This is a genomic window from Sphingomonas sp. Leaf34 (assembly GCF_001421805.1).
GTDB lineage: Bacteria > Pseudomonadota > Alphaproteobacteria > Sphingomonadales > Sphingomonadaceae > Sphingomonas.
The window spans coordinates 183,982-196,434 of record NZ_LMLC01000001.1; the positions used below are offsets into that span (position 1 = coordinate 183,982).

The 12,453-nt window shown below is 65.3% G+C and carries 10 protein-coding genes; 6 read left to right on the forward strand and 4 right to left on the reverse strand.

Annotated elements, in window-relative coordinates; translation table 11 throughout:
* Positions 1–22: 22 nt before the first annotated feature.
* Together ASF00_RS00915 and ASF00_RS00920 are read right to left on the reverse strand one after the other, a co-directional pair.
* On the reverse strand, positions 23–571 hold the full coding sequence (locus ASF00_RS00915; RefSeq protein ID WP_055872843.1) for a sugar O-acetyltransferase: 549 nt from the start codon (positions 569–571) through the stop codon (positions 23–25).
* 2 nt (positions 572–573) lie between these two features.
* A complete protein-coding gene (locus tag ASF00_RS00920) occupies positions 574–1,248 on the reverse strand; it encodes a DUF1349 domain-containing protein (protein ID WP_200910461.1) in 675 nt (224 codons plus the stop codon).
* Between the two features lie 86 nt (positions 1,249–1,334).
* Here ASF00_RS00920 and ASF00_RS00925 point away from each other — a divergent pair, with 86 nt between their 5' ends.
* The 4 genes from ASF00_RS00925 (at position 1,335) to ASF00_RS00940 (ending at position 7,873) form a co-directional block, all read left to right on the forward strand.
* Entirely contained in the window at positions 1,335–1,883 is a 549-nt protein-coding gene (locus ASF00_RS00925) for a TetR/AcrR family transcriptional regulator (protein ID WP_055872847.1), read from the forward strand.
* Positions 1,884–2,034: 151 nt separating this feature from the next.
* On the forward strand, positions 2,035–3,132 hold the full coding sequence (locus ASF00_RS00930; RefSeq protein WP_055872849.1) for an ATP-binding protein: 1,098 nt from the start codon (positions 2,035–2,037) through the stop codon (positions 3,130–3,132).
* Between the two features lie 543 nt (positions 3,133–3,675).
* Positions 3,676–6,258: a TonB-dependent receptor gene (locus ASF00_RS00935; RefSeq protein ID WP_055872851.1), complete on the forward strand. Its 2,583-nt coding sequence runs from the start codon at positions 3,676–3,678 to the stop codon at positions 6,256–6,258.
* Between the two features lie 22 nt (positions 6,259–6,280).
* A complete protein-coding gene (locus tag ASF00_RS00940; protein ID WP_055872853.1) occupies positions 6,281–7,873 on the forward strand; it encodes an alkaline phosphatase D family protein in 1,593 nt (530 codons plus the stop codon).
* 24 nt (positions 7,874–7,897) lie between these two features.
* Here ASF00_RS00940 and ASF00_RS00945 read toward each other — a convergent pair whose 3' ends face one another.
* Positions 7,898–8,839 (reverse strand): 3-keto-disaccharide hydrolase, encoded by a 942-nt coding sequence (locus ASF00_RS00945; protein ID WP_235525527.1) that lies wholly within the window; start codon positions 8,837–8,839, stop codon positions 7,898–7,900.
* A gap of 140 nt (positions 8,840–8,979) precedes the next feature.
* On the reverse strand, positions 8,980–9,888 hold the full coding sequence (locus tag ASF00_RS00950; RefSeq protein WP_055872857.1) for a LysR family transcriptional regulator: 909 nt from the start codon (positions 9,886–9,888) through the stop codon (positions 8,980–8,982).
* Between the two features lie 87 nt (positions 9,889–9,975).
* Between ASF00_RS00950 and ASF00_RS00955 the strand changes: the two genes are divergently transcribed.
* Both ASF00_RS00955 and ASF00_RS00960 read left to right on the forward strand, forming a co-directional pair.
* Entirely contained in the window at positions 9,976–11,010 is a 1,035-nt protein-coding gene (locus ASF00_RS00955; protein WP_055872860.1) for an aldo/keto reductase, read from the forward strand.
* An 11-nt stretch (positions 11,011–11,021) separates the two neighbouring features.
* On the forward strand, positions 11,022–12,245 hold the full coding sequence (locus ASF00_RS00960) for an MFS transporter (protein WP_055872863.1): 1,224 nt from the start codon (positions 11,022–11,024) through the stop codon (positions 12,243–12,245).
* The last annotated feature ends 208 nt before the right edge of the window (positions 12,246–12,453 follow it).

Sequence of the window (12,453 nt, forward strand, 5' to 3'; positions counted from 1 at the left end):
CGCAGCTATGCGTAAGCGAACACTATTGCAGCAGACGAGCGGGATTGCCCGCCACCGTCGCGCCATTGGGAACGTCACGCGTCACGACACTGCCTGCGCCGACGATCGCGTTGTCGCCGATGGTGATGCCGGGCAGGATCAGCGCCGCGCCGCCTATCCAGACGTTTCGACCGATGCTGACCGGGCGCCCGAATTCCAGCATTCGGGCACGCTCAGCCGGATCGCGCGGATGATCGGCGGTGAGGATCTGCACGCCCGGACCGATCTGCGTGCCCGCACCGATCCGCACCGGCACCACGTCGAGCACCGTACAGCCGAAATTGAGAAACACGCCCTCACCGAGATGAATGTTGTAGCCATAGTCGCAGTGGAACGGCGGTCGGATCGTCGCACCGCGCCCGGCGTGACCGAGCCCTTCCAGCAACAGCGCGTGACGGTCCGCCGCTGTAGCGGTCGATGCGCGGTTATAGCGATCGCACCACGCAGCGGCGCGCGCCGCATCCTCGACGAGTTCCGGGTCGTCGGCGATGTAGAGCTCGCCCGCCAGCATCCGTTCCTTCTGGGTCATCATGATCAACTCAAGTCGTGAAGGTCCTTGCCGAGCGGCGCCGTGATGCTCAGGTCGGAGAAATGCACCTCCAGGCCGGCGCGTTCGGGCGTGCAGGCCATCGGTCCGACCTGATAGGCGGCGGCGACCGGAAAGGGCGCCAGTCTGACCAGCGGCCACGTCTTGCCGTCCGCCGAGACCTGCAACCGCAGGACGCCCTTGGCGACGGTCGCACGCATCCAGAAATCCTGCGCGTCATGTTCGTAGGGGCCGGTGGCCCAGTCGGACTTTCCGTCGGTCAGCACGCTGCTCAGCATGGCGCGCCCGTCGGACAATTCGATCCCCGCCTTGACCCAGCGTCGTTCGTCGACCCGCACCATGATGCCGGCCTGATCGTAGAGTTTCTGATACTGGCCGCGAATGCGCAATTGGGCGGTAAACGCGGCAGGCGCGGTAAAGCCGAGGAAATGACCGCTGTCACGGGTGAAGCCGTAATGCGTCTCGCGCCAGAAATCGCTGCCCTTGTCGGTGACGAGCGTCAGGTTTCCGCCAGGCGCAACCTTCGAGGATTTGGGCGCATTCAGCCAGCGACCGTCACGACGCCCAAGCGCCGAGATTGCCGAGCCCTGCGCCGTTGCGACGCCGGTACTGCCCGCGATCGTCAGCGCCGCAGCACCACCGATCACCGCTCGCCTGCTCACCCGATCCTCCGTCATAGCCGCTGCCTTCCAATCACCCTCGATGTTATGTACATATGTACACATGCCGAGATCGAGGTAAAGAGGCGATGACCCAACAGTCCCGGCGCAACGATCCGGCACGGCGGCAACGCATCATCGATGCGACTCTCGCGGTCATTGCCGATCACGGAACCGCGGCGACGACCCATCGTCGCATCGCCGAGGCGGCGCAGGTCCCGCTCGGCTCCGTGACCTATTATTTCGCGACCCTGGAAGAGCTACTTACGGCGGCCTTCCTGCAACTGGCCGCGGACTCCTCCACTGCCTTCCGCGCGCGCCTCGAGGCCGCGACGGACCGCGCAGAGGCGTGTACGGCAGTCATCGACATCATCGCGAACCAGATATGGGCGGAACCGCGCACGTTGTTGTTGAGCTACGAACTCTACGCCTTCGCGGCCCGGCACCCACCGGTCGGCGCGGTCATGCAAAACTGGATGGACAGCAGCCGAGGCGCCCTGGGCCGCTTCTTCGACCCGCTCACGGCGCGCGCGCTCGACGCGCTGATCGAAGGGATCGGCATCCACAATTCGATTGATCGCGCCCCCCTAGAGCGCGATGCGATCACGACCATCGTCGCGCGGATTGCCGGGTGTTAGCCGGTCGGATCCATCAGGATACCACAGCGAAAATTGCGCCACCGTCATGGTCGAGCCGATGCAGGAGGCATCACTGCCGCATGACCGCAATCCTCGCCCCTTTCATGCGCGCGCCGTGCCGGGCTAAGGCGCAGCGCGCAGGAGATTATTCATGACAGCAGCGCCGGTCGCCCTTCTCTACCAAGCGCTTCCCCCACCGCTGATCGACGGCCTGCGCAAGGACGCAAAACCGGGCGGATACTCGGATGGCGGCGCCGACATTGCTTTCGCCTTGCGGACGGCCGGAGTGAATGTGGTCACGCCCACCGCCTCGCCAGACCCTGCCAGGGCACTCGACTGGGTCTTCCCGGACACGGCCGAGGGCATCCGTAGCGCAGGCGCAGCCGGCGCATCGGTCCTGTGGGCGAACACGGTTTTGTTTGAAGGACATCCGCTCGAGGCGGCAATGGTCGACTTCGACATCGTCGGGCAGCTTCCCGCGGCGATGCAGGCGTTCGACGACAAGTTCCAGACCAACCATCTCCTTGCCGAGGCTGGCCTGCCGGTAGCGCAATCGTTTCTGCTTTCCGGCACCGCGAGGGAGAATGTCTGCGCACTGGCCGATGTCGAGCACGCGTGCGCGTCCCGCGGCATGGCCTTTCCGATGATCGTCAAGCCGGTGCGCGGGCGTGGCAGCCAGGGCGTGACCTTGGTGGAGAGCCTCGGCGACCTGCGCGATGCCGCGACTGCATTGATCGCAGCCGCCACCTTCGGCGACATGCTGATGGTGGAGGAATTTCTCGGCGGCGACGAGATGACCGTCACCCTCATGCCGCCCGCGTCCCCGCGTCCGGACGGTTCGCGGTCACCGACGCACTGGGCGTTACCGCCGGTATACCGCTTCGATCAGCACGGCGGCGTAGCGCCGTATAACGGCGACGTTCCGGTCACCGCCAACAGCATCGCAATCACGCCCGAGCGGCTACTCGATCCGGCGATCATGGCGATGATCGACAGCTGCGTCTCCGCCGCCGCGCTGGTCGACGCCCGGACCGCCATCCGGATCGATTGCCGCGCGGATCGTCATGGCCTGTTCAAATTGTTCGACCTCAACATGAAACCCAACATGACGGGACCGGGCCGCCCGGGGCGCGAAGATCAGGATTGCCTCTCCGCGATCGCCGCCCGCGCCGAAGGATGGGCTTACGTCGATCTTCTGCAGGCGATGCTTGCTGCCGAATGGAGGTTCGACCCGTCGAAGGGCGCTTAACCAGGAACGTCCGTTATGCGGCGGGCGACCTGCCCATGCTTCTGTTCAGACCGATAGGAGTCCGCTCAACGCCGCTTACCCGATCTCCACAAGCGGCGGTTCGGGTGCCCTTCCCCGCCGCCCAACTCCAGCCATTCGTTCAACAAGTCCCATGGCAGCGCCCGTCTTCGGTTCTCGCCTTCATAGTTGCGCGGTCGACCGGCATGACTGCCTCGGAATCGATGGTATCATGGGACTGTGTCCGAACGGCGTGACAGTGCCAGTCTGGACGGCCTTCGCTCAAAGTACGGGACCGGTTCCGCAAGCCGAGAGGCCGCCGGATTACTGTTGACGGTCACAAAAGGTCAGCACAGCTGACGCTGTTGTGTCGCATTGCGATCATAAGCGAGGCATTCGCGACCCAGATCCGGGTCGCGCAACCGGTAGAGCCAGCCGTCCCGTTCCGGGGACGACACTCTGCCCGTGCCTCTCGGAGATGCCGGCCCAATGTTGTGTCTTTCGTCCGCCAGACGCGTCCGACTGGTCGCCTCCGCCTATTGTACGGTGCCCCTGCTATTCCTGGCGAGTGCCGCAAACGCCGAGGATCCGACCGCCGATCCCGAGCAGACCAAGTCCGACATCATCGTGATGGGCGATCGTGCGGTCCGGTCGGACAAGGAGCAGTCGACCTCGGTGCGTGACTCGATCGTGTTCGATGATCTCGAGACACTGTCCGCCGACGGCAGCGTCGCGGGCCAGTTGATCCTGCTGCCCGGTATCAGCGCGATCGAGGACGGCGATGCGCCGCGGTTCGTCAGCATCCGCGGCATTTCGCCCGATCTCAACCAGACCACGATCGACGGGATCACGCTGGCGACGATCGGCAATGACGGGGAAGGCTCGCGCAAGGTCAATTTGCAGCAGATTCCGTCGGAACTCGCGTTCCATAACGACGTCTACAAGACCTTTACCGCCGAACAGGACGGCGCTGCGATCGGGGGGATCGTCGACATCGTCACGCGCAGCGCCTTTGCTCTCAAGCGCCGCTACGTCATGGTCGACGGCTATGGCATCTATTCGTCGTTCAAGGGCGATGGTGGCAGCAACGCGGGCAACGGCAGCACGCCGCATTTCGGCGCCGGTGGCAAGATGGTGTTCGCGGACAAGTTCGGCGCGGGCGACCAGTTCGGCGTGGTCTTGTCGGCTCGCTACGAGAACCGCATCCGCAACTCACGCAAATGGTGGCAGGACACCAAATATTACTTCAGCGACGCGGGCAAGAAGCTGGCCGGCCCCGACGATCCCGCCTGGAACGGCATCGCCGTGCCGTACAACCACAGCTATGGCAGCTACACCAACCGCCTCCAGACCGCGGGCAGTTCGGCGAAGTTCGAATGGCGCCCGCTCGGCACCGACATCTATGCGTCGCTGCTCGGGTTCAATTATCGTCAGTGGGAATCCTCGACGATGAACAAGAACGATTACTACACGAAGAACAGCGTTCGCGACCTGACCGCCGAGGGGGGCGGATCGGACATCAACAGCCTCTATTCGCGCTATCGCTACGATACCTGGAACAAGGCGACGGTCGGCGCGATCGGCAATGTCGAATGGCACGACGACCACTCGACGCTCCGCGTTCGCGGCGGCTACACGCGCGCCCGGTACGACAATACGCAGCCCTATATCGGCGTCCGCGCCTATCCGACCGGGCTTTCGCTCGATTGGGCCGCGGGCAATGACGGCACCGGTGGGCTGCCCTACGTCACCGGGATCAACAAACCCGGCCTCGTGCTCGGATCACCCTACAAGCTCAGCACAGCGCAGACGACGTACCGCATGGCCAACGAAGGGCTGGCGACTGCGCGCGCCGATTATGGCTGGAACGCCGAACCGGAGGATCGCGGCTTCGGGTTCGTCACGGGTATCGAGTTCCGCAACCTCGAACTGGCGCGCAACGTCGACATGACCGAATACAAGCTCGGCCAGGCGATGAACGGCTATCTCTACGATCCCGGCTACGTGCCGGTCGGCGCGCCGCAGTCGTTCCCTTGGGTCGATTGGGCGCGCGTGAAGAAGGAGTTGTGGCCGAAGTTCGTCAAGGACGTACCCAACTCGACCTATGACAGCATCACCGGGGACTATCGCTATACCGAGCGGCTGGTGACGCCGTATCTTTCGCTGCATTACGCCACCGACGATACCACGCTGGTCGCGGGCGTCCGCTACGACCACACACGCTTTTCCGCGTTCCAGCCGACGATCACCGGCGGCACGGCGTCTGCGGTGATGACGCGAAACAAGGGTGGGTACCAGTATCTGCTGCCGTCGTTCACCGGAATCCAGGACTTTGCGGGCGGCAAGAAGCTGCGTTTCTCGTACAGCCGCACGCTCGGCCGCCCCACGCCCGGCAACATCGCCCAGCCGGAATCGCTCAATTGCGGCGACGAGGACTCGGGCGGCGCGGATTGCTCGATCAGCCGCGGCAACCCCGATCTGCGCCCGCGTCGGTCGGACAATATCGATGTCCAGTTCGAGCAGTATTTCCACAAGGACGGCATCGTCTCGCTCGGCGCCTTCGCCAAGTGGATCAAGGACGACATCTTCACGCTGACCACGACGCAGCTGATCGACGACGTCAACTACCGGGTCCGCCAGCCGCTCAACGCCGACAATTCGCGGCTCTACGGCATCGAGTTCCAGGCGGCCGATCACGACGTCAACCTGTTCGGCCAGCGGATCGATCCGTTCTTCAACACAACCTGGCTGAAGGGACGGATGTCGATCACCAGCGATGCCGGGACGCGGACGCTCGACCGGCTGATCTACCAGCCGAAATGGATCATCAACGGCGGCGCGACGCTCCGCCTGCCCGCGATCGACGGGGCGTTCCGGGCGACCGTGACACACCGCGGAAGCTACATGGAGGGCATCGGCGAGACCGCGCAGGACGACAATGGTCGCGCGGAGCTGACCACCGTCAACCTCGGCCTGTGGCACCGCGTGACCAAACACGTGACCTTCAAATACGAGATCACCAACCTGCTCAACGACCAGCCGAAGTTCCTGGTCGGCAACGGCCTGCGCTATGTCAGCGAGGTCGACGACTATGGCCAGGGCGCCTTTTTCCACATCATGCTGCGCTGATCTGCCGAACGGAGTTACGACCATGTACGAAGTTGACCGCCGCTATCTCCTGTCCGCTTTGGGGAGCCTGACCGCGGCGGGCATCCTGCCGTGGCGAGCCTCCGCCGCCGAGGTGCGACCGCGTAACCTCGTCGACAATCCGCGCTTCCCCACGCCTCCATTCACGCTTGGCATCGCGGCGGGCGATCCCGATGCTACGGGCTTCGTCATCTGGACGCGGCTCGCGCCGCTCCCGCTCCAGCCCGATGGAGGCATGATGATGGCCCCCGTGCTCGTCGCCTGGGAGGTCGCCGCCGATCCCGAGTTCCGCCAAGTCCTCCAGCACGGCGAGACGATCGCGCATCCCGAGCTCGCGCATTCGGTCCATGTCGAGGTCGCCGGACTCGCGCCCGCTCGACCCTATTGGTACCGCTTCACCTGCGGCAGCGAGCGTAGCGGCACGGGGCGCGGCGCGACCCTGCCCTTGCCCGGCGCGCCGCTCGACCGCGTGCGCTTCGCCGTCGCCGGCTGCCAGCATTACGAGGAGGGCTATTACACCGCGTGGCGCCACATCGCCGCCGAGCCGATCGACTTCGTGTTCCATTACGGCGACTATATCTACGAGGGTCCCGATCGCGGCGAACAACCGCGCGGCGCGAAGAAGCCGCTGGTGCGCCGCCATCTCGGCCACGAAATCTATTCGATCGGCGATTACCGCCAGCGCTATGCCCAGTATAAGAGCGATCCCGATCTGCAAGCCGCACATGCCGCAGCCCCGTGGTTCGTCAGCTTCGACGATCACGAGATCGACAATAACTGGGCGGGCGACATCGATCAGGACAACACCGCCCCGGAGGTATTCCGGACGCGACGCGCGATGGCGATGCAGGCCTATTATGAGCACATGCCGCTGCGCCGCTCCTCGATGCCCGATGGCGGGCACATGCAGATGTATCGCGGTGCGCGCTTCGGCGACCTCATGGAAGCGTTCTTCCTCGACACGCGGCAATATCGCTCGGATCAGGTCTATGGCGACCGTGACGCGCCGCAGGGGCCGGACGCGTTCGCCACCGACCGGTCGATCACCGGCGCGGCGCAGGAAGCGTGGCTGTTCAAGGGGCTTGATCGCTCGAAGGCGCGCTGGAACCTGATCGCGCAGCAAGTGTGCCTGATGAACCTCGGCTATCACAAGGCCGGCCAGTCCGAGCAGCTTGTCTCGATGGACCAATGGTCGGGGTACATGAACAGCCGCCGTCGCTTGCTCGCGCATATCGACGCGCATTGTCCCGGCAACGTCATGACCGTCAGCGGCGACGCGCATCGTCATTATGCCGGCGACCTGATCCAGGATCACGGCAACGGCAAGATCATCAGCAGCGAATATCTCGCGACCTCGATCAGCTCGGGGGCGGACGGTGTCGGCGAGGACGACGACTACACACGCTCGTCCCGCGCGGAAAATGCGAACCTCAAGGCGCTGACGGACCGCCGTGGCTATGTTTTGTGCGACGTCGGGCGCAACCTGTGGCGCGGCGATCTCAAAGTTCTGGACACGATCGCAACGCGGAACGGGACGCTGTCGACTCACGCCAGCTTTGTCACGGAGTGTGGTAAGCCCGGCCTGCAGCGGGCGTGATGACGTCGCGGCAAGCCCGGACGTCTACCGTCCCGCGACGACGATCTTCGGAAGCGTCGTGATCGGTTCGACCGTGATCGCGCGGAACCACGTCTCCGCGCCTTCGGATTGCAGCTGAATCTGGCCATGCGTCAGCGGCTGCCGCGTGCCGTCGGTTGCGATCGTTGCCAGGTCGTGCACCTCGGCGACGGGTACGCCGTTGACGACATGCACCGCGCGGTCGCCGACGACATACAAATCGAGCGTGTTCCACGCGCCGATCGGACGCTCGGCATCGGTCGCGGCCTCGACGTTCCAGGTCGGGGTGCCGTTGACGATGTCGATCTCGCGGCCCCCGGCGCGATAGCGAAGATGCGGTTCGGCCAACGCTGGATCGAACGTCACGCCGGTGCGCCCCCGCACCTGGCCGCCCACCGCGACGATCATGCCGGTCGATCCGGTCATGATTTCGAACTCGACCGACGGACGCCAGGTCCCGAAGACTTCGCCGGCGGTGCCGTGGGTATGATAGAGCAGCCCGTTGTTGCGCGGCAGCGTCGCGCGCGGCGCCCAGGTCTTCGCCCCCCATTTGAACTGCAGCCGCAAGTGATAGTCGCCAAGGTCGGCGGTGTTGACGAGGCTGCCCCAGGTCCTGCCGTTCACCCAAATCGCCGGAGCCCCGTCCACGGAGCGCACGGCGAAGTCCCCGCTGGTATCTCGGCTGGTACCGATCGGCGGCGTGCCCGGGTTCGATTGGTAGGTAATCGCGGGGTCGGCATAACCGAGCCAAGGCGCCCAACCCTTCAGGGTACGCCCGTCGAACAACGCGGTCGGCTTGCTGGTCGGCACGGGTATGTCCGTCAGCGTCAGCCGCTGCGCCGCCCTTGCCGGTTCGCCCGCGACGGCGCGTGCCCGGTCCTTCGACGTTTGCGCGGTCGCGGGGGCGGATAGCACCAGAAGCGCCGTCAGTACTCGATGAAACCGCATAAACATTCCCCCTCAACCGTCGTCCGCTCAGCGATACTCTATTCGTCTAGCGCTGTATCGATACGACTTGAACGTCGGCTTCGTCGAAAATGGGGTATGGCTGACGCATTGCGAAAATTGCCAGGCGGGGCGCGTCGCGATCAATCGGCGAGGCGCTCGGACAGGAAATCGACGAACACACGGACGCGCGCGGGGGTTTGGCTGCCACCGACGAAGACCGCGTGAATGAGTTCGACGTCACCGGGATTAAAGTCTTCGAGGATGGGCACCAATCGGCCGGCCGCGATGTCGTCGACGACACTGAACGCGCCGACGCGTGCCACGCCGACGCCGGCAGCCGCGAGTTGGCCGAGCGTCTCGCCATTGTTCGCCTCGATAGTCCCTTTCACCGACAGCACGATGTCCCCGCCATCCCGGCGGAACGGCCAAATCGGCTCGGTACGGCGGAAGTTGAAGTTAAGGCAGTTGTGCGCGTGAAGGTCTTCAGGCACGACTGGCGTACCGTATTGTGCCAGATAGTCCGGTGCCGCAACGATCACCCGGCCGCTTTCGCCGAGTTTGCGCGCGGTCAGCGGACTGTCGGGAAGCGCGCCAAACCGGACCGCGACGTCCGCCTGTCCGGCGGCGATATCGACGATGCCATCACTCAGCGCGAAATCGACCAGAATGTGGGGGTATAGCGCGGCGAATTCACCGAGCAGCGGCACGATACAGAGCCTCCCATGCGATAGCGCGGCGCTGATCCGCAACCGGCCGCGGGGGGCGCCCTGGTCGGCAAGCTGCTGTTCGGCATCGTCGAGGTCTGCGAGGATGCGTCGCGCGGTCTGGAGATAGGCTTGTCCCTCCGCCGTCGGCGTCAGCGCCCTGGTCGATCGCAACAGGAGGCGTACGCCAAGCCGCGCCTCAATGCGATCGATCGACCGCGCGACGGCGGACGGTGTCAGGCCAAGCGTCCGTCCGGCCGCGGAAAAACTGCCCTCGCGCATCACCGCCGCAAAGATCTCCAGCGCCCGCGCACGATCGGCGCCCATGCCCGCCTTTGCGTCCATATCAAAAGTCCTTCGCGGTACCGTCACCTTATCCGGCGCAGTACTATCGGCCATCTATGCGCCAAGACCTCAGTCAGGGAAATGCGCATGGACTATCGGCAATTGGGATCATCGGGCCTGCGGGTGCCGGCATTGAGTTTCGGCACCGGAACGTTCGGCGGCACGGGGCCGCTGTTCGGCGCCTGGGGCCAGAGCGACGCGGCCGAGGCGCGCCGGCTGGTCGATACCTGCCTCGAGGCCGGTGTGACGATGTTCGACACGGCCGACGTCTATTCCAACGGGGCATCCGAGACCGTGTTGGGCGCTGCGATAAAGGGACGGCGCGATGCGGTGCTGATCTCGACCAAGACGGGCTTGCCGATGGGCGACGGGCCGCAGGACTGGGGCGCGTCGCGCGGGCGACTTATTTGCGCCGTCGAGGCCTCGCTGCGCCGGCTCGGGACCGATCATATCGATCTGCTGCAGCTCCACGCGTTCGATGCTTCCACGCCGGCCGAGGAGGTGATGGGCACGCTCGACAGCCTGATTGCCGCGGGCAAGGTGCGCTATGCAGGGGTGTCCAACTATCCCGGTTGGCAGCTGATGAAGGCGCAAGGCCTTGCCGAGTGCAACGGCTGGCCGCGTCTCGTCGCGCATCAGGTGTACTATTCGCTGATCGGCCGCGCTTACGAGGCCGACCTGATGCCGCTCGGGGCCGACCAGGGGGTCGGCGCGCTGGTGTGGAGCCCGCTCGGCTGGGGCAGGCTGACCGGCAGGATCGGACGCGACCGGCCAATCCCGAAAGGCAGCCGGCTGCACGATACCGAGCAGTTCGCGCCGCCGGTCGAGTCCGAGCATCTTTACCGCGTGATCGACGCGCTGGAAGCCGTCGCCGCCGAGACGGACAGGAGCGTACCACAGGTCGCGATCAACTGGCTGCTCCGCCGCCCGACCGTCGCGTCCGTCATCATCGGCGCGCGTACCGAAGCGCAGTTGCGCGACAATCTGGGTGCGGTCGGATGGGCATTGTCGCCCGATCAGGTCGCGGTGCTCGATACGGCCAGCGCCGTCCTGCCGCCCTACCCCCATACCCCGTATCACCAGCAGGAGGGCTTCGCCCGCCTGAACCCGCCACTGGTCTGAGGAGGCGAACGATGAAGCGCAATCCAGGCTTGCTGGCGCTCGCGATCGGTGCGTTCGGCATCGGCGTCACCGAGTTCGCGCCGATGGGGCTGCTGCCCGTCATTGCCCGCGACCTCGGCGTATCGATCCCGAGCGCCGGACTGCTCATCAGCGCCTATGCGCTCGGCGTCGTGATCGGCGCGCCGGTGATGACATTGACGACGGGCCGCGTCCCGCGGCGGGCGCTGCTGATCGCGCTGGCTGGGATATTCACGGCGGGGAATGTGTTGGCGGCGCTTTCGGGCAGCTACGGCATGCTGCTGGCGGCCCGGATCCTGACCTCGTTCAACCATGGCGCCTTTTTCGGGGTCGGCTCGGTCGTCGCCGCCAGCCTTGTGCCGGCCGAGCGGCGCGCAGGCGCGGTGGCGGCGATGTTCATGGGGCTGACGATCGCCAATGTCGTCGGGGTGCCACTTGCGACATGGGCGGGCGAACATCTCGGCTGGCGCGCGTCCTTCTGGGGCGTCTCCGCGCTGGGCGTCGTCACGATGGCGGCGCTAAGGCTGACGCTTCCCGCCCTGCCGGCTCCGTCCGGTAGCAACGCAATGGCCGAACTGCGCGTCCTCACGCGTGGCCCGGTCCTCGGCGCGCTCGGCCTGACCGCCGTCGGGGCAAGCGCGATGTTCACCGTGTTCACGTACATCACACCGATCCTGCGCGACGTGACGCATGCCTCGCTTGGCTTCGTCACCGCGATGCTGGTGACCTATGGTGTCGGGCTGACGGTCGGCAATTGGCTGGGCGGGCGCTTCGCCGATCGCTCGGTTGACCGCACGCTGATCGTCACGCTGGCCTCGCTCGCGCTGATTCTGACAGCCTTCGCGATGCTGATGCCCTTCAAGGGGCCGACCGCCATCCTGATCTTCCTGTGGGGCGTTGCCAGCTTCGCCTTGGTCCCGCCGCTTCAGGTTCGTGTCATGCACGCGGCGGCCGATGCGCCCAACCTTGCTTCCGCGATGAATATTGGCGCGTTCAATCTGGGCAATGCGATCGGCGCAGCGGTGGGCGGCGGCGTGATTGCCGCCGGTCTGGGCTACCCCGCCGTGGCGCTGGCTGGTGCCGGCGCCTCGGTGCTCGGCTTGGTTGCGGTAATCGTTAGCGTACGCAGCGGAAGGCCATCCCCTGCAGCCCATGACCCAAAGAGCGGCGACCGCAAAGATTTGCCCGCAGCGCAAGCGGCCGGTGCCCGTCGATAGTTCAAACGACTCCGTTGCAGACCTCCACGGCGCTGTTTTGCTTCCCGGAATCAGCCATTCAGCAACCGCCAACGGCAGCGTCCGGTGCAACGATTTCACCAGGCAAATGGCGAAAGTTGGTGATGGAGTGGACGCCGCCCCGACGGCATCGAGGCACCAAAGTGAGGGTGTCGAACAGCTTTGTTCTTCGGGCGGCAGCCGCGTTGCA